Source organism: Steroidobacter cummioxidans (assembly GCF_003104955.1).
The window spans coordinates 1-22,795 of sequence record NZ_LSRW01000073.1 but is presented as its reverse complement, the minus strand read 5'-3'; the positions used below and the strand labels follow the sequence as shown (position 1 = coordinate 22,795).

General features: G+C 62.3%; 19 protein-coding genes and 3 riboswitches. Of the genes, 12 read left to right on the top strand and 7 right to left on the bottom strand.

All coding sequences use genetic code 11. From position 1 onward, the window contains the following. Nucleotides 1–174: 174 nt before the first annotated feature. Together D0550_RS27435 and D0550_RS27430 are read right to left on the bottom strand one after the other, a co-directional pair. Nucleotides 175–1,089, bottom strand: coding sequence for an oxidoreductase (locus D0550_RS27435; RefSeq protein WP_241520945.1), 915 nt, complete (start codon nt 1,087–1,089; stop codon nt 175–177). Beyond that, entirely contained in the window at nt 1,089–2,669 is a 1,581-nt protein-coding gene (locus D0550_RS27430; protein WP_116812391.1) for an acyl-CoA carboxylase subunit beta, read from the bottom strand. The genes D0550_RS27435 and D0550_RS27430 overlap by 1 nt, the downstream gene beginning before the upstream one ends. Nucleotides 2,670–2,807: 138 nt before the next feature. Here D0550_RS27430 and D0550_RS27425 point away from each other — a divergent pair, with 138 nt between their 5' ends. The 3 genes from D0550_RS27425 to D0550_RS27415 are packed head-to-tail and all read left to right on the top strand — an operon-like array spanning nt 2,808 to nt 7,583. After that, complete coding sequence (locus tag D0550_RS27425; RefSeq protein ID WP_116812390.1) at nt 2,808–4,019, top strand: cytochrome P450; 1,212 nt, start codon at nt 2,808–2,810, stop codon at nt 4,017–4,019. Between the two features lie 7 nt (nt 4,020–4,026). Next, the gene (locus tag D0550_RS27420; RefSeq protein ID WP_116812389.1) at nt 4,027–4,818 is read left to right on the top strand and encodes an ester cyclase; all 792 of its coding nucleotides are present in this window, start codon (nt 4,027–4,029) and stop codon (nt 4,816–4,818) included. 41 nt (nt 4,819–4,859) lie between these two features. Then, nucleotides 4,860–7,583: a winged helix-turn-helix domain-containing protein gene (locus tag D0550_RS27415; protein WP_153067375.1), complete on the top strand. Its 2,724-nt coding sequence runs from the start codon at nt 4,860–4,862 to the stop codon at nt 7,581–7,583. Here D0550_RS27415 and D0550_RS27410 read toward each other — a convergent pair. Continuing rightward, nucleotides 7,580–7,990: a PaaI family thioesterase gene (locus D0550_RS27410; protein WP_116812387.1), complete on the bottom strand. Its 411-nt coding sequence runs from the start codon at nt 7,988–7,990 to the stop codon at nt 7,580–7,582. The genes D0550_RS27415 and D0550_RS27410 overlap by 4 nt on opposite strands. Before the next feature lie 114 nt (nt 7,991–8,104). Here D0550_RS27410 and D0550_RS27405 point away from each other — a divergent pair, with 114 nt between their 5' ends. From D0550_RS27405 to D0550_RS27370, 9 genes are all read left to right on the top strand, one after another. Then, nucleotides 8,105–9,268 (top strand): acyl-CoA dehydrogenase family protein, encoded by a 1,164-nt coding sequence (locus tag D0550_RS27405; protein WP_116812447.1) that lies wholly within the window; start codon nt 8,105–8,107, stop codon nt 9,266–9,268. A 1-nt stretch (nt 9,269) separates the two neighbouring features. Continuing rightward, nucleotides 9,270–9,710, top strand: coding sequence for a hypothetical protein (locus tag D0550_RS27400; RefSeq protein WP_116812386.1), 441 nt, complete (start codon nt 9,270–9,272; stop codon nt 9,708–9,710). After that, nucleotides 9,707–10,117 carry a MaoC family dehydratase gene (locus tag D0550_RS27395; protein ID WP_116812385.1) on the top strand — a complete coding sequence of 137 codons (411 nt, stop codon included), beginning with the start codon at nt 9,707–9,709 and terminating at the stop codon, nt 10,115–10,117. The genes D0550_RS27400 and D0550_RS27395 overlap by 4 nt, the downstream gene beginning before the upstream one ends. Beyond that, the gene (locus D0550_RS27390; RefSeq protein WP_206606577.1) at nt 10,114–11,004 is read left to right on the top strand and encodes a quinone oxidoreductase family protein; all 891 of its coding nucleotides are present in this window, start codon (nt 10,114–10,116) and stop codon (nt 11,002–11,004) included. The genes D0550_RS27395 and D0550_RS27390 overlap by 4 nt, the downstream gene beginning before the upstream one ends. After that, the gene (locus tag D0550_RS35695) at nt 10,989–11,123 is read left to right on the top strand and encodes a zinc-binding dehydrogenase (RefSeq protein WP_206606582.1); all 135 of its coding nucleotides are present in this window, start codon (nt 10,989–10,991) and stop codon (nt 11,121–11,123) included. Before D0550_RS27390 ends, D0550_RS35695 begins: the two co-directional genes overlap by 16 nt. Nucleotides 11,124–11,127: 4 nt before the next feature. Next, nucleotides 11,128–11,904, top strand: a complete 777-nt coding sequence (locus D0550_RS27385; RefSeq protein ID WP_116812384.1) for an SDR family oxidoreductase — start codon at nt 11,128–11,130, stop codon at nt 11,902–11,904. A gap of 13 nt (nt 11,905–11,917) precedes the next feature. Next, the gene (locus D0550_RS27380; protein ID WP_116812383.1) at nt 11,918–12,964 is read left to right on the top strand and encodes an aminoglycoside phosphotransferase family protein; all 1,047 of its coding nucleotides are present in this window, start codon (nt 11,918–11,920) and stop codon (nt 12,962–12,964) included. After that, nucleotides 12,961–14,085, top strand: coding sequence for a CaiB/BaiF CoA transferase family protein (locus D0550_RS27375; RefSeq protein WP_241520944.1), 1,125 nt, complete (start codon nt 12,961–12,963; stop codon nt 14,083–14,085). Before D0550_RS27380 ends, D0550_RS27375 begins: the two co-directional genes overlap by 4 nt. A 131-nt stretch (nt 14,086–14,216) precedes the next feature. Further along, nucleotides 14,217–15,062 carry a DUF6159 family protein gene (locus D0550_RS27370; protein ID WP_116812382.1) on the top strand — a complete coding sequence of 282 codons (846 nt, stop codon included), beginning with the start codon at nt 14,217–14,219 and terminating at the stop codon, nt 15,060–15,062. On the opposite strand, the gene D0550_RS27365 is transcribed toward D0550_RS27370, so the two are convergent. The 4 genes from D0550_RS27365 to metE all read right to left on the bottom strand — a co-directional run bounded on the left by D0550_RS27365 (nt 14,970) and on the right by metE (nt 21,792). Then, nucleotides 14,970–15,497: a hypothetical protein gene (locus D0550_RS27365; protein WP_153067374.1), complete on the bottom strand. Its 528-nt coding sequence runs from the start codon at nt 15,495–15,497 to the stop codon at nt 14,970–14,972. The two genes, D0550_RS27370 and D0550_RS27365, sit on opposite strands and share 93 nt — an antisense overlap. A 30-nt stretch (nt 15,498–15,527) precedes the next feature. Continuing rightward, nucleotides 15,528–16,544, bottom strand: coding sequence for a ribonucleotide-diphosphate reductase subunit beta (locus D0550_RS27360; protein ID WP_116812445.1), 1,017 nt, complete (start codon nt 16,542–16,544; stop codon nt 15,528–15,530). Between the two features lie 8 nt (nt 16,545–16,552). Then, entirely contained in the window at nt 16,553–18,973 is a 2,421-nt protein-coding gene (locus tag D0550_RS27355; RefSeq protein WP_116812380.1) for a ribonucleoside-diphosphate reductase subunit alpha, read from the bottom strand. Nucleotides 18,974–19,192: 219 nt separating this feature from the next. After that, nucleotides 19,193–19,421: riboswitch (cobalamin riboswitch) on the bottom strand. 46 nt (nt 19,422–19,467) lie between these two features. Next, on the bottom strand, nt 19,468–21,792 hold the full coding sequence (metE, locus tag D0550_RS27350; RefSeq protein WP_116812379.1) for a 5-methyltetrahydropteroyltriglutamate--homocysteine S-methyltransferase: 2,325 nt from the start codon (nt 21,790–21,792) through the stop codon (nt 19,468–19,470). Between the two features lie 231 nt (nt 21,793–22,023). After that, nucleotides 22,024–22,248: riboswitch (cobalamin riboswitch) on the bottom strand. Nucleotides 22,249–22,365: 117 nt separating this feature from the next. Next, nucleotides 22,366–22,593: riboswitch (cobalamin riboswitch) on the top strand. Nucleotides 22,594–22,795 lie beyond the last annotated feature (202 nt).

The following is a 22,795-nucleotide window of genomic DNA, read 5'->3' as shown; positions in this document are numbered from 1 at the left end:
AGCGCTGCTCACGAANACTTTTTTTGCGCGGCCATTTTCAGGATCGGCGAGCAGCGCGCGCCCTGACTTGCGACCAAAGTCAAAACTCTCCCCGCCTCAAAGTCGTTTCCAGTAGCGGATCGATGTTTGGCGACTTTCGGCGCGTTTTGCCCCAAACGACTCCGCACCCCCGCGTTAAATCAGCTCCTTGGACAGACCAACGCTGCCCACCGTCATGGTCGCTTTGCCAGTGAGCTGCTTGGCCCACCCCGCTAGATTGAGTGACGACCCGGCGAACTCCGGCTCCCAGTAACGTCGCTGCGAACAATCGAACGCATCGACACCTGCGTCCGCCAATTTTTGCAACAGCTGTTGCAATTCCAGGGGCGTGCGCGCCAGCTTCGCGGTGTAGTCCTGCTCCTTCCACTGCGAAATGCGGAACATGATGGGAAAATCGTTGCCGACCTCGCGACGGATCGCGTGCAAGGTCTCGACCGCGAAGCGCGTGCGCCCCGCCACGTCGCCGCCATACTCGTCATCGCGCTGATTGATCGAGGCCCAGAAAAATTGATCGAACAGATAACCATGCGCACCGTGGATGGCCACGCCGTCGAAGCCGAGCTCGCGTGCCGCCCGGGCTGCGCTGGCGAATGCGTCGATGACCGTTTTGATTTCCCCCTGCGTGGCGGGTGGCGCCACCGGTCGCTTGTCAGGCAGAAACAGTCCCGATGGGCTCAGGCTCGGCAAATGTTTGTTCGGATAGTCCATGGCAGGATGGCGCGACACGCCGACGTGCCAGAGCTGCGGCATGATCCTGCCGCCGGCGTCATGCACCTGCTCGACCACCTTGCGCCACGCGGGCAGCGAGGCGCCGTAGAAGTTCGGTACCCGCACTGAATACGAGGCGACGGGATGATCGACGGTCGTGCCTTCGGTGATGATCAGGCCGCAATCGTTCTCCGCGCGGCGCCGATAATAGGCCGCGACATCCGGGCCGGGCACGCCGTCGGGCGAGCGCCAGCGCGTCATCGGCGCCATCACGATTCGATTCGGCAGATGCAGTCCGTTCAAGGTGAACGGCTGAAACAATGCATCGACGGAGCGTGTCATCACCACTGTCCTGTCACTCGCATTGGTCGATCGCCCCACGCGATATCGATCGCCTGCGCGATTACATCGCGCGTCTGCGCAGGCTCGATCACGTCATCGAGCGACAAATGCGCCGCCGCCTCCCATGGCTCGGATTCGGTCACCCATTCTTGTATCAATTGCGCGGCGAGCTCGGCGGCCGCGGCATCGCCCTGCTCTCTCGCCACTCGATCGAGACGGCGTCGATACACCGTTTGCACGCCAGCCTCGGGCGCCATGAAGCCCATCTCCGCCGACGGCCATGCAAATTGAAAACTGGGATGCGTCGGTCGCCCGCCCATCGCGAAATGACCGCCGCCATAGGCTTTGCGAATCACCACGCCGATCTTCGGCACTTTGGCGTCAGCAATGCGCGACACGAGTTTTTCATACGCGTGCAGGATGCCGTTGCGCTCGGCATCGGTACCGATCAATAAGCCGGGCACATCATGCAGGAACACCAGCGGCACATTGAAGGTGTCGCACAGATGCACGAAATCGTGTTCTTTTCGCAAAGCGTGCGGATCGAGCGCGCCTGCGCCGACCAAGGGTTGATTCGCGACGATACCGACGGGATGACCCTCGATGCGTGCCAGCGAGCAGATCAGGCTCGGTCCCCACTCGGCACCCCAGGGCAGAATGCTCGCTTCATCCGCGATGGCTTCGATAACCTCATTCATGTCATAGGCGGACTTCGCGCCGCTGGGCACGAGTTGCTCCAGCTCGGCAACCGGACGCGCCGGTGCACGAGCCGGTGCGGATGGCGCCGGCAGCGAAGCGTTCGCTGGCAAATAGGAAAGGAAGGCTGCGATCGCATCCATCGCTTCGCGTTCGTTGTCGACTGCCAGCAACGCATTGCCCACCGACAGCGCAGCCGCCGGTCCACCCAGCTCCTGATCGCTCACCTCCTGCGCAATCGCCGCGGATACCACTGAAGGCCCGGACAGCGCGACTGAGCCAGTGCGCACCATGACGACGAAATGCGCCGTCGACGCATGCAGCGCCGAGTCGCCATACGAGGGTCCGAGGATGGCCGCCGCACGCGGCACCGGTGCCTGCCCTTCCGGCGATTTCACGAACGTCTTGAAATCCAGCGGCAAATGACTGAACCGCCAGCCCATCACATCCGGAATGCGTCCGCCGTCGGCATCACACAGCAACACCAACGGAAAGCCGAAGCGCTGTGCCATCTCGATCAGCTTGCCCTGCTTGCGCATGCTGGTCGGTGCGGTCGTGCCGGCCAGCACACTGGAGTCGATGCCGACGACACCGATGCGACGCCCGTCGAGCCGCGCGAATCCCGTGACGACCGCGTCGCCGGGAACATGCCGTTCAGTACGTCGCTCCGGGAGTCCGAGCGCGCCGATCTCGAACCAGGAGCCGTCGTCGACGAGCAACGCCACTCGTTCACGCACCGGCAGCCGCCCCGACTCGCGATGACGTCGCAGTCCTTCTGGCCCGCCCATTTCCCGCGCGCGCTGCTGTCGTGCGCGCAGATCGGCAATTTTGGCTTGCATGCCGCTGGTCTGCGGCGATTTGGCAGTGTCTTCGGCCCTGTTCATGGGCTGGACGCTACCCGCAGGCGCGCGCCCGCCGGGCCTATCGTTCGATAGGTGTTGCGAACCGGCCCGGCCCGCAGGCTCGATCTACAACGTGGCGGACGACTGTCCGTCGGAGCCGACCAACAAGCAGGGGGACTGATGAGCTGTCCGATCACCATGCGGGCGTTGGAGAACGCCGATCCGTTTCCGGCCTACGAGACCTTGCGACAACAAGGCACAGTGGTCTGGGACGACTCGCTCAAAGGCTGGCTGGTGCTCGACGCCGAGCTGTGCCGGCACGTCGAGCTCAATGAGCCGGCGCTGTTCCGGAACATGTATGCCGACGCCGATCCGCTGATCGTCGAGCTCAAGGGCGGCCTCGCCAACATCACCGTCTCGCAAGGCGAGCAGCACTCGCGCATGCGGCGCTTCCACCAGACCCTGCTCTCGCCCAGAGCGCTCGCTTCGTATCGCGAGCAGATTATCGTGCCCATCATCCAGGCAATGCTGGATCGGGTGCTGGCAAAGGGCGGCCGCGCGGACCTCGCCGCCGATTTCGGCGACGAGATTCCACCTCGCGTCATCTGCGCCCTGCTCGGCATGCCCTGGCAAGACGATGAGCTGATCCGCAAGACGCTGCAGCTCAATGAAGAGATCATGAAGTGGATCGGGCGCGGCTACTACGACGAGGAAGGCGTGCGCGATGCGCGTGCCGCATCTGCCGCCATCAACGACATCCTCCTGCCGTTCATTCGGGAGCGACGCGAACGGCCGCAGGACGATTTCATCAGTCGCGTCTGGAAAGAGGCGCCCCACGAATACGGCGAGTTGTCCGAAGCGGACGCGCTGGCGATCTGTCGCGAGCTCTATCTGGGCGGCGCCGACACGACGGTGCACGGCATCGCCAATTCCCTCTACCTGTTGCTGTGGAATCCGGAGATCCGAAGCGCCGTGGCGAACGACCGCGAGCAACTGGCCAACGTCATCGAGGAAGCGCAGCGCTTGTATGGCTCGCCGCAATGGCGCTATCGACGCGCCAATCAGGATTGCAATCTGGGTGGCGTCGATGTCGCGAAGGATCAAGTGCTCATCCTGCTGCACGGTGCGGCCAATCGCGATCCAAAGCGCTTCGGGCAGTGTCCGTCGCATCCTGATCTGGCACGCCCTCGCATGCGCGATCACCTCACGTTCGGATACGGCCCGCGCAGTTGCGTCGGAATGGGCCTGGCGCGAATGGAAATGCGCGATGCCTTGAACGGCGTGCTCGATCGGCTACCGAACGTCCGGCCCGATCTGGACGCCGAGCCACCGCGCTTCGCCAATCTGTTCATGCGCTCCTACCGTCCGCTGCACGTTCTTTTCGACGCTTGAGACCCCCATGAATAAATTCGTGGCGCTGATGCGCCGCTATGTGTGCGATTACACCAACCGTCATGACTTCAGCGTGTGCGACGAAATCATGGTGCCCAACTACACGTTGCACATGGGCACCTATAATCTCAGCGGCCGCGACACGCAATACAAGCCCGCGACCAACAAGCAATTCCAGCAATTCCCCGGCCTGGGGCTCACGGTCAATCAGATCGTCACCAACGGTTCGCGCCTGTGCATGCGTTTCTCCGAGCATGGCGCCTCCATGCGCCATGACGGGGCACTGGCCTCGTGGGGCGGCATTGGTTTGTATAAATGGGATGGCGAACGATTGACGGAAAACTTTGTCGAACAGGATTACTACTCGCGACGGGAGCAGCTCGCGAGCGGACGACCCAAACCGGTCGAAACGCCAGCGCTGGCGCCGTGGGACACGGTCGCCGAGCCGGCGAACAATCAAGCAGAGACTGTTGTTCGCGACGTGCTACAACATCGAGACCTGACCGAGATCGAAAACGTCGTATGCGACGACGCGTGGACTGGCAGCCCACTGCAACGAGTGCTGCGCCCGCAGGGCGCCACCATCGACGATCTGTTCTCGGCAGGTGAACAGGTCGCGTTCCGTATCAAGCAGACCGGCACGTTGCTGGAAGACTTCGCGGGCGCCGAGCCGCGCTGGGCGAACAGGCCAGTATTTCTTCACATGACAGGGCTGGTCACGGTGCGCGATGGCCGCATCGTCGCCGGCCGTGTGATTCGCGATCGCCTCGGCTTGTTGCGCAGACTACAAGCTGCATGAAGTCGAGGCTATGATCTGACCGGTATCCGGGGGGAGCCGCTGTGGGAATCATTCGAACGCGGTTGACGCCGCCGAGCGAAGCCGCCAGTCTCATCGACAGACCGCGGCTATTGAATCGACTCGCCGAAGCCGAGCATGCCGGGCTCACGGTGGTGCTGGCACCGGCCGGTTACGGCAAGACCAGCTTGTTGTCGCAATGGTATCGGACCTTGCGCTCCTCGGGCCGCGCCTGCGGCTGGCTGACTGCGGATGCTTCGGACAACGATGCAGTCAGCTTGTTGTGGTACATCGCCGCCGCGTTGTCCGACGCGGGCGTGTCGTTCGAGCCGAGACTGGATCGAGTCCTGCGCACTGACGCGTTCGCGTCCAGTGAATTTCTGACTCACGTCATCATAGAAGCCCTGCAACGGAATGGCGGCGCGGTCTATTTGTTCATCGATGACGCCCACGTGCTCGCGCCCGAGCCTATCCATGCATTGGGCCGGTTGATCGAGCAAGCGCCCGTCGGCACTGCTTTCATCACCGCGTCGCGCGCCCTGCCGGACTTGCACCTCGCTCGCGCCCGTGCGCGCGGCCAACTCCATGAAGTGCAGGCGGAAGATCTGAAGTTCACACCCGATGAGACGCGGACTTTCATCGCCGGCGCCGCCAACTCCGCATTGGACGAGCAGGATCTGTCTACTCTGCAACAGCGCACCGAAGGCTGGATCGCAGGTTTGAAGCTCGCCACCCTGGCCTTGCGCCGAGGCACGGCGCCCAAGGAAATGTTGGCCAGCTTCAGCGGCAGCAATCGCTCGGTCTCCGACTTCTTTGCCGAGGAAGTGTTCTCGGCGCAGCCGCAGCCGGTGCGCGAATTCCTGTTGAAGACCTCGATCCTGGATCGCTTCTGTCCGTCGCTGTGCGAGGCGGTCACCGGGCAGCCCGACGCGACCCGGCGCTTGTATGAAATCGAAGAGCGCGGCCTGTTCCTGCTGCAACTGGATCAGGAACGTCATTGGCATCGCTACCATCATCTGTTTGCGACGTTCCTGCAGCGACGCATGGATGAATACGACTCGCAGGCCAGCCGCGAGCTGCATCTACGTGCCAGCGATTGGTTTTGGGAAGCCGGCTTGCCGGTGGATGCCATCGAGCACGCGCTCAAGGCCAGCGCACCGGTTCGCGCCGCGGATTTCCTGGAACGGCGTTGCCAGGAGCTGACGTACGTCGGCAAGGTCCGCTTGGTCAGCAAGTTTGCCGAGCAGATTCCCGAAGCCATTCTGCACCGCTATCCCGGCGTGCTCTTGACGCTGGCGTGGCGCCAAACGCGCGCCCTGCACTTCGAGCAGGCTGCCGAGCTGATCCGCATCGCCGGCCAGCGCCTGGATGCGATGGCCGCAGCCAACGAAGTGCCGACGGCCGAGCTGCGACGGCTGCGCTATCTGTATTTGCATCGTGAGATGGTGCTCACCGCGGCTCATGATCAGATGCCCGACGTGGAGCGCCGCTGTCAGCACCTGCTCGATGAGTATCCCGAAGAGCAACATCCCTATCTCAAAGGCACAATTTACGGCCACCTGCTCGCCGCGCGCCGCGAGCAATACAAACTCGCAGATTTCGAGAAGCTGTTCGCGACCGCACACGGCATCATGAAACGCTCGGTCTACAGTTTCGCGGCCGTGGGTCTGCAAGCGAGCATCGGACCGTTTCAGTTTCTTGCTGGCAAGACGTTGGCAGCGCGCGCCGTTCTCGAGCAGGGGCGCGATGAAGGCGTCAAGTACAGCGGCCGTCATTCCTCTGCTACCGCCGTGTGCTCCTTGCCGCTGGCGGAATTGGTCTACGAGAGCAACGAACTCGATCTTGCCGCGCAACTGATCGACGAAGCCATGCCCTCGGCGGTGGGCTTCGGGTTCGTCGATCAACTGGTTTCAGCGTTCACCACGCAAGCCAAGCTGCATCACGCACGCCGGGACATCGCCGCCGCCTTACAAACCTTGGACGATGGCATGGCCATCGCCGTCGAGCGCGACCTGGAGCGGCTCAAGCTCGCACTGATTGCGGAGCGCGTGCGTATATTGATCGAGACCGGGCGAGCGGATGACGCGATTCGTTACGCGGCTGCGCAAGGCATCGTAGTGACCGATCGCGCGCCAACGCCGGGCGAGGCGGTGACGACCAGAGATGAATATCGCGCGATCACCTGGGTGCGCATTGCCCAGGCCTCCGATCATTTGTTCGAAGCGACCACCGTCGCTCGTCAGTGGCGGAGCTTTTGTGCCGCGCGCGGCGCCATCCTGTCACTGATCCGTTGGGACATTCTGCTCGCCTGCATTCATTTCACCAGCGGTAACAAGCTGGCAGCCCAACGCGCGCTACGCGAGGCGCTCACGCACGGCGTAAACGTGCGCTGCTTGCGCAGCTTCATCGATGAAGGCGCGATCATGCGCACGCTGCTCGAATCGGTCGAAGTCACCGAATCCGCGCATCCGACCGATGCTTTTGCGGCCGAGCTGCTGAATGTGCTGGACGGCGGCGATCGCTCTGCTCGTGCCACGACGGACGACCCAGTCAACGACGAAGGCTTGTACGGTCGCTTCAGCGAGCGTGAACGTGAAATTCTCACGCTGGTCGCTTCGGGCTTGCGCAACAAGGAAGTCGCCGAGCGACTCGGCATGACCGAAGGAACCATCAAGTGGTACCTGCAGCAGGTCTACGACAAGATTGGCACCCGCCGCCGACAGCGAGCGGTTGAACGTGCCCGGCAGTTTGGCTTGATTGCTTCTTAACCGGCGGCCGCGTACACGCAGCGACCGCTCGCGAGCAATTTGTCGCTCGCACTGAGGATGCGCACGTCGGCCGTCGCGATTCGCGAGCCGGCGCGAATCACGTGCGCGTCGATGTTGAAATCCGCATCGAAGGCATTGGCGTGAAAATCGACCCGCATGTCGATGGTCGGACCCGTCTGCCCTTTCACAGACAGAATCGCTGCAAACGCCGACGCATCGATGACGCACGCGAAGATGCCACCGTGAGTCATCCCCTTGCCGCCTTCCAACTCCGCGCGCCATGGCATGCGCAACTCCACATGACCGGGCGCCACGATGCGCATCGCTTCGATCTGTAACCAGCGATTGAACGGACTCCTGGTGAGTCGTTCATTGAGGGCCTGCAGGCTCGGCGCGGATTGATCCATGCCAGCAGTCTAAGGGCTGCTCGCCTGTGCTGCGCTATCTTTCGATAGGTGCTGCGCCCCTCCCCCGAATTCGACACTGCAACCATCGCAAAACGCTGGCTCGGGAGAAGCGCGTTGAATTTCGAACTATCGGAAGAGCATCAAAGCTTCCGCGATATGGTCCGCAAGTGGGTGGACCGGGAAGCGCCCAAGAGCTGGGCCCGCAAGCTGGAACAGGACGAGCACAATTATCCGTTCGAGTTGTGGGAGAAATTCACCGAAGCCGGCTTTCATGGCATCGGCATCGATGAGCGCTACGGCGGCGCCGGTGGCGATCTGGTCATGCAGATGGTGCTGGCGCGCGAGCTGGCACGGTCGCTGGGCGGTCTCGCCTGGATCTGGGGCATCACCTCGTTCGCCGGCGGCAAGTCCATCGGCGTGTACGGCACGGCCGCGCAGAAAGAAAAATTCCTGCCGGAGATCGCCGCCGGAAAATTGCGCGCGGCCATCGCATTCACCGAGCCCGGCGGCGGCACTGACGTGTTGGGCGCATTGCGCACCGAGGCAGTCCGCGGTGACGGCGGCTGGATCATCAACGGTGAGAAGATCTGGAGCTCATCGGCGCACGTCGCCGACTATCTGCTACTGCTCGCTCGCACCGACAAGAATGTCCAGAAGCGCCACCACGGCGTGAGCTTGTTCTGGATTCCCACGAAGACGCCCGGCGTGAAGGTCACGCCGCTGCCGAAGCTCGGCATGCGCTCCATGGGCTCCTGCACCGTGCATCTCCAAGATGTGTTCGTTCCGGACGAGCTGGTGCTCGGCGAGCCCGGCAACGCCTGGTACATGCTGCTGCCCACACTCAACAACGAGCGCATCATGGTCGCGGCGTTCTGTCTGGGTGTGCTCGATGGTGTGCTCGAAGATGCGCTCGACTACGCCAAGCAACGCAAGGCGTTCGGCAAGATCATCGGCGAGTTCCAGTCCCTACAACACTACATCGCCGACATCGCCACGTGGCGTCATCAAGTCGAGCTGATGCTGTTGCACTGTGCATGGCTGCAAATGAATGGACGCAACGCGCACATGGAATCGAGCATGTTGAAGATCACCGCGTCGGAGTACGCCAATCGAGCTGCGGACCTGGGCATTCAGATTCTTGGCGGCATGGGCTATTCCGCCGAAACCGACATGCAACGTTACTGGCGCGACTCGCGACTGTGGCGCATTGGACCGATCACCAACGAAATGGCTCGCAACGTGATCGCCGAAAGTCTCGGCTTGCCGCGCTCTTTCTGACATGGCCGGCGAACAACCTCCTCAAGTCGCCGGTACTCGCCTGCCTGGTGGCGAATACCGCATCAGCAGCGCGGAGAACCGCGCGCTCTGCGAAGCCCTGCTGACAGAGCCCGCGGCGGACGGCCGCGCTCACGAGATCTATTCATACATCGCCACGCAATCCGGCATGGGCGTGAGCGTGGATGGGTTGCTCGCGATCTGCGAGTTCGACGCTGCAGACGGGCCGATGCTCGGCAGCAGCAACAGCCGCTTCCATAGCACACTGATGACCGATGTGACCTACCGGGTCAGCGGCACCATCCTCGCGTTGACTCGCAAGCAGAGCAAGAAGCTCGGCGTGATGGATGTGCTCGAGTATCGACTCACCCTGGAAGGCGAGTCGGGCGAGCCGGTGCTGGAAGTCACCAACACCTGGATCCTGCCGCGGAGGAATCTCACATGATCGCAGTGGGAGATTCCCTGCCGAGCCTGCGGATCGAATCAGTCAGCGCTGAGAAGATGCGTCAGCTGGCAGCCGTGCTGCGCGATCCGAATCCCATTCATCTCGACCCCGCGGCGGTCGCCAGACTCGGGCTCGGCGATAGAGTCATCAATCAGGGTCCGGCGAACCTCGCGTACATCATCAACATGCTGCGTGCCGCCTTTCCAAGGTCGACGTTGCTGCAACTCGATGCCCGCTTTCTTGCCAACGTATTCGGCGGTGACGCGGCCGAAGCTGGCGGTCGCGTGACATCGATAACGTCGGAGACAAAAGGCACACGTGTGAGCTGCGAGACCTGGTTGAACGTCGATGGTCGCGGCCCGGCGGTCACCGCCAATGCTGAGTTACTGATCGGAGAGTGCCCATGAAGGCATTGATGCTCACGCGCACGGACGGCCCCGGCTCCGTTGAACTGCAGAACATCGACAAGCCCGCGCCTGCCGCGGGTGAAGTGCGGGTCGCGCTGCGCGCCGCGTCGTTGAATTATCGCGAGCTCTGGATCAGCCGCGGACAGTATCCCGGCATGAAGTTGCCTTCGGGCCTCGGTGCAGACGGCGCCGGCGTCATCGAAGCCGTTGGCTCCGGGGTGGACGCAGCAAACATTGGCCGTGAAGTCGTGCTCTATCCGGGCCTGGGCTGGGGCGACAATCCCAATTATCCCAGCAAGCAATTCGCCCTCTATGGCATGCCGCTGCCCGGCACGCTCGCACAATATATCTGTGTGCCGCTGGCGAACGCATTCGACAAGCCAGCCGCTCTGTCGTTTGAAGAGGCGGCCTGCTTTCCCACTGCGGGTCTGACAGCCTGGCGCGCAGTGAGCGTGAAAGCGCGGCTTGCGGCAGGTGAGCACGCATTGATCACCGGCATCGGAGGCGGCGTCGCGACGTTCGCCAGTGCATTTGCAATCGCACTCGGAGCAAAGGTGTTCGTCACCAGCAGCGCCGAGGAGAAAATCCAGCGTGCCCAACAACTCGGCGCAGCGGGCGGCGTCGTCTATACGCAAGACAAATGGGGCAAGGCGCTCGCCAAGCTCAGCGGCGGCATCGATGTAGTCATCGACGGCGCGCCGGCCGGATCGCTCTCTCAATACATTCGCGCGCTGAACATGGGTGCGCGGGTCGTGATCTACGGCTCGACCGGCGGCGTCGATGCTCAGTTCTCCACCCCCGATCTGTTTCTGCGTCACGCCAGCTTGCTGGGAACAGCCATGGGCACGCTCGACGACNNCTTTGGCAAAACATGCTCAATTTCGTAGCCGGCAAGCAGTTGCGTCCAGTGATCGACCAACAATTCACGCTCGACCGTGCGCGCGATGCGCTGCTCAGCCTGGAGAGCAATCACGGCATGGGCAAGATCGTCGTCACGCTCGATTGACCGCATGCAAACGTTATTCGATATCAAAGGCAAAACCGTGTTGATCACGGGCGGCGTGCACGGTCTTGGCCGCATGATCGCTGAAGGGATGCTGCGCGCCGGTGCCAAGGTTTACGTCACGAGTCGCAAGGCCGATGCCGCTCAAGCCGCGGAGCAGGAACTGCGCTCGCTGGGCGATTGCGTCGCCCTCGCCGCCGATCTGGCAACGCCGGCGGCGGCTGTCGCGCTCGCGAGTGAAATCAAACAACGCGAACCGCGGCTGCATGCACTCATCAACAATGCCGGCAAGACCTGGGGTGCGCCGCTGGACCAATTCCCCGACAAAGCCTGGGATCCGGTGTTCTCGGTCAACGTGCAGGGACCTTTCACGCTCGTGCGCGAGCTGTTGCCGGCACTGCAAGCTGCCGGCTCACAAGAAGAACCGGCGCGCATCATCAACATCGGCTCGCTGGCTGGCAGCGTCGTGGAGCGCATCGGCGCCTTCTCGTACTCGGCGAGCAAGGCGGCGATCCATCATCTGTCTCGCGTGCTCGCCGCCGAAGTTGCCGAACGGCACATCACCGTCAATGTCGTCGTGCCGGGCTACTTTCCAACGCAGATGACCGCACACATCCGCAAGGACGATGCCGAGGCGAACAAGTTGATTGCCCGTATTCCCCTCGCCCGCCTCGGCCACGAAGACGACATTGCCGGGCTGTGCATCTTTCTATGTTCCCGCGCCGGCCGGTACCTCACCGGCACGGAGTTGTATGTCGACGGCGGCATGTCCGGCTGCCGCTGAATCAAGGTAACTCATGACCCTGCCGAACACTCTCGAAGAAGTCACCGCGGACTGGCTCACCGCCGCGCTGAGTTCCAACTATCCCGGCGTGCAAGTGAAATCAGTGTTTCACGGCACGCAAATCGCCGGCACGGGTATGAAGGTCCGGCTGCTGCTCGACTACAACGCCGCCGGGCATGCGGCGCGATTGCCCGCCACGATGTGGATCAAGGGCGCGCTGCATGAGTATGCAAAGAACATCCGCGCCGCGTTCCAGCGCGAGGTGCTCTTCTATCGCGACGTAGCGCCGTTGAACATAGTTCGCGCGCCGCAAGCCTACTTCGCGCAGTCCGATACCGAGGCCGGCCAGGGCATCGTGCTGATGGAAGATTTGCTCGCAAGCAACGCATCCTTCGGCGACCCAGTGCAGCCGGCTTCAGTGGATCTGGTCGCACAGACCTTGAAAATGGAAGCGCGCTTGCACGCACGTTGGTGGCGCAGTCCGGAGTTGAGCAAGTTTGGCGAGCGTGGCGGCTCGCTACGAACCGACGGTGTGATCGATCGCCTCATGGCGCCAACGAGCTGGAATGCGGCGATGTCGATGCCACGCTCCAGAGGCATTCCTGCGCCGCTACGTGATGGACCACGTGTGCACGCAGCGATTCACAAAATGCTCGCAGCCAACGAACGCCTGCCCGAATGCCTGCTCCACGGCGATCCCCATTTAGGAAACATGTATTTCACCGCCGATGGTGCGATCGGATTTCTCGACTGGCAGCGCATGATGCGAGGACCGTGGATCTGGGATACCGCTTACACCCTCTGCGGATTTCTGAGCATCGAGGACCGCCGCGCTCACGAGCGCGAGTTGCTGGCCTCCTATCTGGACGAGTTGAAGTGCGCTGGCGGCGAGCCGCCCTCCTTCGAAGCCGCCTGGCAGTTGTATCTGGCGCAGCTGTTTTACGGCATGGTGTGGTCGGTCGTTCCGCCCGGCACCCAACCTGAAGACGCCATCGAAAGCGTCTGCACGCGCTTCGCGGTCGCGATTGCAGACCACGATGCATTCAAGGCCGTGCAATGAGCTCGTCATCGATGCGCGGGGGACCGCTCCACGGGGTTCGCGTCATCGAGATTGCCGGGCTCGGGCCCGGACCGTTCTGCGGGATGATGCTCGCAGACATGGGCGCGGATGTGATCACGATCGAGCGCAGTACCGCGAATGACACGCGTCATGAGCCGCTGATGCGCAATCGGACCCGGCTGGCGCTCGATTTGAAAAGCGCGACCGGTCGACAGACATTGCTGCAGTTGGTACCGCGCGCCGATGTTCTATTCGAAGGCTATCGGCCTGGCGTCGCCGAGCGCCTGGGCATTGGACCGGCCGTCTGCCTGGAGCTCAATCCGAAGCTGGTCTACGGCCGGATGACCGGATGGGGACAAACAGGTCCTTTGGCACACGCGGCTGGTCATGACATCAACTACATCGCTCTGACCGGCGCGCTTCATGGCATCGGACGCATGGGCGAGAAGCCAGTGCCGCCGCTGAACCTGGTCGGCGACTTCGGGGGTGGCGGAATGATGCTGGCCTTCGGCATTGTCTGTGCCCTGTTCGAAGCGCAGCGTTCCGGTCGCGGGCAGGTGGTCGATGCCGCGATGGTGGACGGCGCCACCGCGCTCATGGCGATGAGCATCGGGTTCCAAGCAACCGGTATGCATCCCGACGGCGTCGGAACCAGCCTGCTTTCCGGCGGCGCGCACTATTACGACACGTACCAGACTCGCGACGGCAAATACATCAGCATTGGCTCGCTCGAGCCGCAGTTCTTCGCGCTGCTCATGGAGAAGCTCGATTTGCAGCAGAGCGAGATGGCAGCGACGGGCATGACCAGCGCCAGCGGCCTGGATGCCAGCGTCTGGAAAGCAATGAAACCTCGCTTGGCGGAGATCTTCCGGACACGCACTCGCGACGAGTGGTGCGCGCTGCTCGAAGGCACAGATGTTTGTTTCGCCCCGGTTCTGGAACTCTCGGAGGCGCCCTTTCACCCGCACAACCGTGCACGTCAGACATTTGTCGAGGTCGACGGCCAGCTACAGAATGCCCCGGCGCCACGCTTCAGCCGCACTCCTCCCACACAGCCGCGGCCGGCGGAACAAGGGGCGGCCGCCGTGAACGCATTGTTGGAACGCTGGGGCGCCGGATAGCCCGAGTCGAGCCGGACAGCGCCGCGGGCCGGCGTGGGCGATTATTGTTAATTGTCGCGAGCATCGCCGTCGGGTACCGTAGCCACGGTCGCCCGCGGGTGGGCGAGTCATAACAACATAAGGGAAACACTATGTTCGCGCGCTTTTCTCGAAGCTGGCAACTGGTGAAGGCCAGCGGCACCGTCCTGCGTCAGGACAAAGAATTGCTCCTGTTCCCGCTGTTCTCCGCCATCGCCACCCTGCTGGTGGCCGTGAGTTTCATCGTGCCGCTGATGTTTACCGGTGCGTTCCAGGAATTCGCCGACGAGACCGCCAGCGCCGGCTCGCTGGTGGTGCTGTTCCTGTTTTATCTGGTGCAGTACTTCGTCATTTTCTTCTTCAACTCGGCGCTGGTGGGCGCGGCCATGATCCGGCTCGACGGCGGCAACCCGACGGTTGCCGACGGTCTGCGCATTGCCAGCTCCCGGATCGTGCAGATTCTCGGGTACGCCGCGATCGCCGCCACCGTCGGCCTGATTCTGCGCCTCATCGAGGAGCGCGCCGGCTTCATCGGCCGCTGGATCGCCGGCCTGCTCGGCGTCGCCTTCACGGTGGCCACCTTCCTGGCGGTTCCCATTCTGGTCAGCCGCAACGTCGGCCCGGTGGATGCGGTGAAGGACAGCGCCACGCTGCTGAAGAAAACCTGGGGTGAAAACGTCATCGGCAACGCCGGCATGGGTCTGGTGTTCTTCTTGTTCTATATCTGCGTGGTCGGCATCGGGTTGTTGTTCGTCTTCGCCGTCGCTCAGACCGGCAGCGGCCCGCTCATCGTTGCCTTCACGGTCCTCGTCGCACTGGCCGTCGTCGCTGTGGCCCTCGTGCACACGGCGCTGCAGGGCGTCTACTCAGCGGCGCTCTATCGGTACGCGACGGAAGGTAACGTCGGTGAAGCCTTCTCCGGCACATTGCTGAGCGACGCGTTCAAACCGAAGGGCTGATGGCGTTACTGCATCGTGCAGCTGCCGCGACATCTGCAGCAGCTTTAGATACCACGGCAGTTGGTATGGAGCTTTGATCCAGCCAGTCTGTGCGTGGACCAGGATCGGGCGGGACATCGACCGCCCGATTCGCGAATCATCCACCCACACGACGTAGTGCCCCGGCGCGCCGCCCTGAGCGCCGGGCGGTACGAGACTCACAACGCGCGCATCGGGATCCACCAAGTGGGCTGCTTCGAGGGCCGTTTGCGGATCGATTGACGCGCCGCGTAGCAAATCACCCATCGGCTCGCCCGCCAACTGCTGCACCACTGACTCACGCCACGCCGAGTACAGCGGCTCGGCAAACATGCTCGAGATGCCAGTGATGCTGACGACGAGCATCCACCCCAGCCCAACCCAGATCAGCCATCGACCCAGCGTTGCTCTTTTCAAGGCGATGCTGCTACTTCGAACGGTCGGACGTCAGAACGCCTCGTCGAACGCGACTTCACCCTGCACGCCGACCTGATAGGCCGAAACGCGCCGCTCGAAGAAGTTCGTCAGCTCCTGCACGTCCTGAAGCTCCATGAACGCAAACGGATTGCGAACGTTGTAACGGGTTGGCAGGTGTAGCGCGCGCAGGCGCTGGTCGGCGACGTACTCGAGGTACTGCCGCATCTCGCGCTTGGTGAGCCCGACGACGCCGCCGGACAGCACGTCGGCGGCGAACGCGGCTTCGCACTCGACCGCCTCTTCGATCATGGTCTGCACCTGCTGCGCCCAAGACGCATCGAACAGGTGCGGCTCTTCGCGGCGTACGGTGTTGATCACCTCGAACGCGAACGCCATGTGTGCGCTCTCATCGCGGAACACCCAGTTGGTGCCGGCCGCCAATCCCGGCAACAGGCCGCGTGAGCGCAGGAAGTAGACGTAAGCGAACGCACCAAAGAAGAATAGCCCTTCGATGCAGCTGGCGAAGCACGTGAGATTCAGCAGGAAGCGGCGCTTGTCGTCATCGCTCGCAATCCGCTGCAGCCCGAACACCTCATCTGTCCACTTCTGGCAGAACTCCGTCTTGCGACGGATCGATGGAATGTTCTCGATGGCCGCGAACGCCTGTGCCCGGCGCTGCTGATCCGGAACGTAGTTGTCGAGCAGCGTCAGGTAGAACTGGATGTGTAGCGCCTCCTCGAACAGCTGGCGCGACAGGTACATCCGCGCCTCCGGCGAGTTGATATGCCGGTACAGGCTGATGACCAGGTTGTTGGAGACGATCGAGTCTCCGGTGGCGAAGAACGCCACCAGCCGTTCGATCAAGTGCCGATCAGCCGGGGTCATGCGCTGACTCAAATGTCCCAGGTCGATCTGGAAATCGATCTCCTCGACCGTCCAGGTGTTCTTGATCGCGGCCCGATACATTTCATAGAAGCGCGGGTAGCGCATCGGCCGCAACGTCAGGTCGAAGCCCGAGTCCAGCAACGAAGCTTTTCGTGAAGTCATGACGGCGCTCACTGGCAGGCCTCGCACATTTCAGGATTCTCCAACGAGCACACCACCGCGGCGGTGTCACTCACCTGCGCCTGCGTCGCTTGTACCGTCGTCTTGGCAATGTTGGTCGCGGGCCGCGAGCGCAGGTAGTAGGTCGTCTTGATGCCGCTCTTCCATGCATACATGTACATGCTGGAGAGCTGACCGATCGTGGGATTGGCCATGAACAGGTTCAACGACTGGCTCTGATCGATGTACGCGCCCCGCGCTGCCGCCAGGTCGATCAGCGCACGCATCGGCAACTCCCAGGCCGTGCGATAGATGGCGCGCAGCGCTTCAGGAATATCAGCGATGCCCTGCACCGAGCCGTCGGCCAGCTTGATCTGATTGCGGATCTCGTCGGTCCACAGACCGAGCTGCTTCAGCTCCTCCACGAGATAGCGATTCACCTGCAGGAAGTCGCCAGACAACGTCTCGCGCTTGAACAGATTCGAGACCTGCGGCTCGATGCACTCGTAGCAACCTGCGATCGATGCGATCGTGGCAGTCGGTGCGATGGCAATCAGCAAGCTGTTGCGCAGGCCGTGAGCTTTGATTTCGGTGCGCAACGCGTCCCACTGTGCGGCATCCGACGGCGCAATGCCCCAGCTGTCGAATTGCAACTCGCCCTCCGCTGCTCGCGTGTCCTTGAATGCATCGTGAGAACCCAGTTCGCGCGCCAGTTCCATCGAAGTGCGCAACGCATGGAAGTAGATGGTCTCGGCGATGCGCGTCGACATCTGCTTCGCCTGCGGGCTGTCGAACGCCAGGCGCATCTGGAAGAACACATCCTGCAAGCCCATCACGCCCAACCCGACTGGGCGCCAACGCATGTTCGACGCGCGCGCGGTGGCGATCGGATAGAAGTTGAGATCGATGACACGATCCAGCTGACGCACGGCGGTCTGCACCGTTTGCGCGAGCTTGTCGAAATCGAACGCACCGTCCCTCACATGGCGGCCGAGGTTGATCGAGCCTAGATTGCAAACCGCCGTCTCGCCTTCGCTGGTGATCTCGAGGATTTCGGTGCAAAGGTTGGACAGATGAATCACATTGCCGTCGCGCGCCGTCTGATTGCCCGCACGGTTGCACTTGTCCTTGAACGTCATCCAACCGTTACCGGTCTGCGCCAGCGTCCGCATCATGCGGGCATACAAATCGCGGGCACGCATGGCCTTCCGGGCCAAGCCCTGCGCTTCGGCCTGGATATAAGCCGACTCGAACGCCTCGCCCCACAGATCCGGCAACTGTGGCACATCCTTCGGATCGAACAGCGACCACATCTCATCTGCTTCCACGCGGCGCATGAACAGATCGCAGATCCAGTTCGCGAGATTGATGTGATGGGTGCGACGGCCTTCGTCGCCGGTGTTGTCACGAAGCTCGAGGAATGCCTCGATGTCGGCGTGCCAGGGTTCGAGATACACGCATGCCGCGCCCTTGCGCTTACCGCCCTGATTCACCGCCGAGACCGACGAGTCGAGCGTCTTCAACCAGGGCACGATGCCGTTCGACAAGCCGTTGGTCGCGCGGATCAGCGATCCCTCCGAGCGCACGCGATGCCAGGCCACACCGATGCCGCCGGAGAATTTCGACAGCAGCGCGATGTCCTTGTAGCGATCGTAGATGGATTCGAGCGAGTCGCCCGGCGAGTCGAGCAGGAAGCAGCTCGACAATTGCTCGTGGCGCGTGCCGGCGTTGAACAGCGTCGGCGAGCTGGGGATGTAATCCAGCGACGAGAACACCTGATACAGATCGATCGCCTCGTGCACAGTCGTGCTGAGCGCACACGCGATCCGCATCCAGAACTGTTGCGGCGACTCCAGCGCAAGCCGGCGCGTCGGATGTTTCAGCAGATAGCGGTCATGGAGCGTCTTCAGGCCGAAGTATTCGAATTCCTGCGTGCTGCGCGCAGCGATTGCATCGTTGAGCTTGCGTGCGTTGCTCTCGACGAAGCTCATCACCCGCTCGTTGATCAGCCCGACATCGAAGCCGAGGCGAATGGACTGCGAGAATGAATAAATACCCTGCCCCTGCACTTCCTTGTCGATGAATCCCGCGAGCAACCGGGCCGCGAGACGCGAGTACTCCGGCTCCTCGAACGTGAATGACGCGGCGGTACGAATCGACAGCTCGTCCAGCTCGCGCGTGGTCGCGCCGTCGTAGAGACCGGCAATCGTCTTCAGCGCGACGCGCATCGGATCGACCGCATCGAGCCCATCGCCACAGCGCCCAACCGCTTTGACGATTTTGTTCACGTCGACCGCTTCGCGCTCGCCGTTGCGCTTCGTGACTCGCATCTGCGTGCGAGCCGAGTGTGGCGGCGTCAAATGAAAGTCGGCTTGATGCGAATCAACACGTGCTGAGGGCTTGCCTACCGTCGTCGCTGCGAGCGTTTCCATCGTTGTTCTTCCCCGAAACATGGGGCTCGCGGCACGCAAAAGACGACGCACAGCACGCGCACGAAGCACGAGCTGTTACGACGGCCTTCGCTCCCGCGAGCGAAATCGGGTCATCGATGGAAAACTATGGGGAACGGAACACTCGATCGCCGGCGAACGCCGCGACGCGAACATCCGCCAGCCCTTTCCCACGAGAGCCCGACAGCCTGTGCGCACCCTTCAGGCACGCGATCTTCGGCAGGTCTTCGGGCTCATGGGCTTCGGCTGATGCCGACCTACTTGGCGCTGCTTCCCAGGCTAAAGCCCAGTGCTGTGTGCGCCGTTCGTTCCCAATTACCGCTGCGGGGCAGCTCCGGAATGCGCGTCGCAAGGCCGACGCGGTCACCGGATTCCCTTTTCAGCCCGCCCCAATGATGTTGGGGAGGGCACCGAGGATGGACACAAGATATTGTGGTTCGCGGGAGGCGTCAACACCAACGACGCCACCGCGCAGATTACACCTGCTGCCTCACCTGGCGGGCGGCCTCGACCATGTTGACCAGCGCCTGCTCCACTTCCGACCAGCCGCGTGTCTTCAAACCGCAGTCCGGATTGACCCACAGCTGCTCCGGCGACAGCACCTGGCGCGCCTTCCTCAACAGCGCGGTCATCTCATCGACCGTGGGCACACGTGGCGAATGAATGTCATAGACACCCGGGCCGATTTCGTTGGGATAGCGGAAATCGATGAACGCGCCCAGCAGCTCCATCTGGGAGCGCGAGGTCTCGATTGAGATCACGTCCGCGTCCATCGCGGCAATCGACGGCATGATGTCGTTGAACTCCGAATAGCACATGTGGGTATGAATCTGCGTCTGATCCGCCACGGTGCAGGAAGCAATCCGAAAGTCCTCGACCGCGTTGTCCAGATAGGCCTGCCAGTCCGCCCGGCGCAACGGCAAGCCTTCGCGCAGCGCTGCTTCGTCGATCTGAATCATCCGAATCCCAGCCCGCTCGAGATCGGCCACCTCATCGCGAATCGCCAGCGCGACCTGGCGCGACGTCACCGAGCGAGGCTGATCGTCGCGCACGAACGACCATTGCAGAATCGTGATCGGCCCGGTCAGCATGCCTTTCACGACCTTGTCGGTCAGGCTCTGCGCATACGTCGCCCATGCCACTGTCATCGGCTTGGGCCGCGACACGTCGCCGAAGACGATCGGCGGCTTCACGCAACGTGACCCGTAGGACTGCACCCAGCCTTTGCTGGTGAAAGCGAAGCCAGCCAGCTGCTCACCGAAGTACTCGACCATGTCGTTGCGCTCGGCCTCGCCGTGGACCAGCACGTCCAAGCCGACGCGATGCTGATAGTCGACGACCGTGCGGATCTCCTTCTGCATGGCTTGCCGGTACTGCGCCGAGTCGATTTCTCCGCTCTTGAACGCGGCGCGCGCTTGCCGAATCTCTGTCGTCTGCGGGAACGAACCGATCGTGGTCGTCGGCAGCGGCGGCAACTTGAAGCGCTCCGACTGCAGCTTGCGGCGTTCGGCGTAGGCGCTGTGACGTTGTTTCATTCCGGCAGTGATGCTTGCCAGCCGACGCTTCACCTCTTGATTGTGAATATCCGGCGATGCAGCGCGGTGACGGCGTACTGCATCGCTGGCGTTGAGCTCATCATAAATGACATCTCGGCCACGATTCGCGCCACGCGCGAGCGTCGCAATCTCAGTCAGTTTCTGGGTTGCGAAGGCCAGCCAGTTCGCAATCGTCGGATTGAGCTGCTGCTCCGCCGCAAGATCCACGGGCGTATGCAGTAACGAGCAGCTCGGTGCCACGAACACGTGGTCCTTGCCCAGCTTCGCGGTGGCGCGCTCGATCCGCGACAGCGACAAGCTCAGATCGTTCTTCCAGATATTGCGGCCATCGACAACGCCCAGAGACAGCACTTTGCCGGCCGCTTTCTCCAAAGCGGCGGCCAGGATATCGTCGGCCTGATTCGCCAGCGTGTTGGCCTGCCCGGGACCTCGGCACAGATCCAGATGGACACCCGTGACCGGCAGAGAGAACGCGAGGTCCGTGTTGTCGCGCAGACCATCGAAGTAAGTGGTCAACAGAATCTTCAAGCCAGGGACGGCAGCCGCGATGTCACGATACGCGGTACTACATGCCTCGCGATACTGTGGTCGCAGGTCCAGCACCAGCGCGGGCTCATCAATCTGCACCCATTCCGCGCCAAGGCTCTGCAACTTGCGCAGTGCTTCGACGTAGACGGGTACGACCTTCGGAATCAGCGTGCTGCGACAGTAATCCGCTTCCGCGCGCTTCTTGCCCAAAGTCACATAGGTCAGCGGCCCGACCAGCACCGGACGTGTTTTTATGCCAAGCGCCCTGGCTCGAGAGTATTCGTCGAACACCTTCGACGACGACAGTTTGAATGTTTGATCGGCGGCGAACTCGGGCACCAAGTAGTGATAGTTCGTGTCGAACCACTTCGACATCTCCATCGCCGTGACATCTTTACCGCCGCCCTGGCGGCCGCGCGCCATGGCGAAGTACAGGCCGAGATCGATTTCTCCTCCCTGCCAGCCGTAGCGATCCGGTATGCACCCGAGCATGCAACTCAAATCGAGAATGTGGTCATAGAGAGAGAAGTCGTTGCTCGGGATGTGCTCCAGCCCGACGCGCTGCTGCAATTGCCAATGGCGCTCGCGCAATTGAGCTGCCGCGGCGAACAGTGTTTCTTTGGAGGATTGTCCCCGCCAATAGGTCTCCAGCGCCCTCTTCAACTCACGCTGCACGCCGATGCGGGGAAAACCGAGATTCGTAGCTAGTACTGACACGATGAATGCCTCCGAGCAAGAACGCCCGGGAAGCGCGAGGACATGTCGGTACGACGCGGTCGAAGTCGCCTCCGCCAGCTTTCGTCACGGACATGGTCTTCCGCTCCCGCGAGCAGGGTCGGACGAAAACGAGGAGAAATACGACGGAGCGCCCGCCGGAAAGAAACATCCGCGAGCAAGACCCGCCAGCTCCACCCCTCGAGAGCCCGACAGCCGACACCGCGCATGTTTGCTACGCGATGGCCAAGGGCAGGTCTTCGGACTCTCAGGCGGGAATCGTCGTCGACGACTCGGTCTAGTGGTGGTCGCTTCCCAGGCAATCAGCCCAGTGCCATGACCACGGTCGTTCCTGAATACCGCTGCGGGGCAGTTCCGGCATTGGGCTCATGAGCCCGCACCGGATTCCCTATTAAGTCCGCTTGTTCGCAGGCGGACACCGCTGGCGCGAGGAAAGATAGGTTGACGCTGGCGCGCTGTCAACGCGCCGCTGCGGGGCGATGTGACAACGCGAAACATGCAACTGCCACGCAGTTGCTAGCAACGACGCCAGTTGACTCTCGTCTCCAGACACAATACTTTGCCGCCCTTCTCGGTGCCCGCCCCAAGATCAGTGGAGCGGGCTGAAAAGGGAATCCGGTGACCGCGTTGTAATCACTGCGCGCATTCCGGAGCTGCCCCGCAGCGGTAATTGGGAACGAACGGCGCACACAGCACTGGGCTTTAGCCTGGGAAGCAGCGCCAAGTAGTCGGCATTCGCCGAAGCCCATGAGCCCGAAGACCTGCCGAGAATCGCGCGTCGCCAAGACGCGCATAGGCTGTCGGGCTCTCGTGGAAGGGGCTGGCGGATGTTCGCGTCGCTGCGTTCGCGGCGATCGCGCCTTCCGTTCTGCAATGTTTCCATTGGTACCCGATTTCGCTCGCGGGAGCGAAGGCCGTCGTATTGGCACATGCTTTTCGAGCATCGGCCAGTCGGCGCCCTGTCTCTTATACACATCTCCGAGCC

Coding starts and splice junctions, on each gene's coding strand:
- D0550_RS27435 (WP_241520945.1), bottom strand. CDS start 1,089: ATGACACGCTCCGTCGATGCATTGTTTCAGCCGTTCACCTTGAACGGA.
- D0550_RS27430 (WP_116812391.1), bottom strand. CDS start 2,669: ATGAACAGGGCCGAAGACACTGCCAAATCGCCGCAGACCAGCGGCATG.
- D0550_RS27425 (WP_116812390.1), top strand. CDS start 2,808: ATGAGCTGTCCGATCACCATGCGGGCGTTGGAGAACGCCGATCCGTTT.
- D0550_RS27420 (WP_116812389.1), top strand. CDS start 4,027: ATGAATAAATTCGTGGCGCTGATGCGCCGCTATGTGTGCGATTACACC.
- D0550_RS27410 (WP_116812387.1), bottom strand. CDS start 7,990: ATGGATCAATCCGCGCCGAGCCTGCAGGCCCTCAATGAACGACTCACC.
- D0550_RS27400 (WP_116812386.1), top strand. CDS start 9,270: ATGGCCGGCGAACAACCTCCTCAAGTCGCCGGTACTCGCCTGCCTGGT.
- D0550_RS27395 (WP_116812385.1), top strand. CDS start 9,707: ATGATCGCAGTGGGAGATTCCCTGCCGAGCCTGCGGATCGAATCAGTC.
- D0550_RS35695 (WP_206606582.1), top strand. CDS start 10,989: ATGCTCAATTTCGTAGCCGGCAAGCAGTTGCGTCCAGTGATCGACCAA.
- D0550_RS27385 (WP_116812384.1), top strand. CDS start 11,128: ATGCAAACGTTATTCGATATCAAAGGCAAAACCGTGTTGATCACGGGC.
- D0550_RS27380 (WP_116812383.1), top strand. CDS start 11,918: ATGACCCTGCCGAACACTCTCGAAGAAGTCACCGCGGACTGGCTCACC.
- D0550_RS27375 (WP_241520944.1), top strand. CDS start 12,961: ATGAGCTCGTCATCGATGCGCGGGGGACCGCTCCACGGGGTTCGCGTC.
- D0550_RS27370 (WP_116812382.1), top strand. CDS start 14,217: ATGTTCGCGCGCTTTTCTCGAAGCTGGCAACTGGTGAAGGCCAGCGGC.
- D0550_RS27360 (WP_116812445.1), bottom strand. CDS start 16,544: ATGACTTCACGAAAAGCTTCGTTGCTGGACTCGGGCTTCGACCTGACG.
- D0550_RS27355 (WP_116812380.1), bottom strand. CDS start 18,973: ATGGAAACGCTCGCAGCGACGACGGTAGGCAAGCCCTCAGCACGTGTT.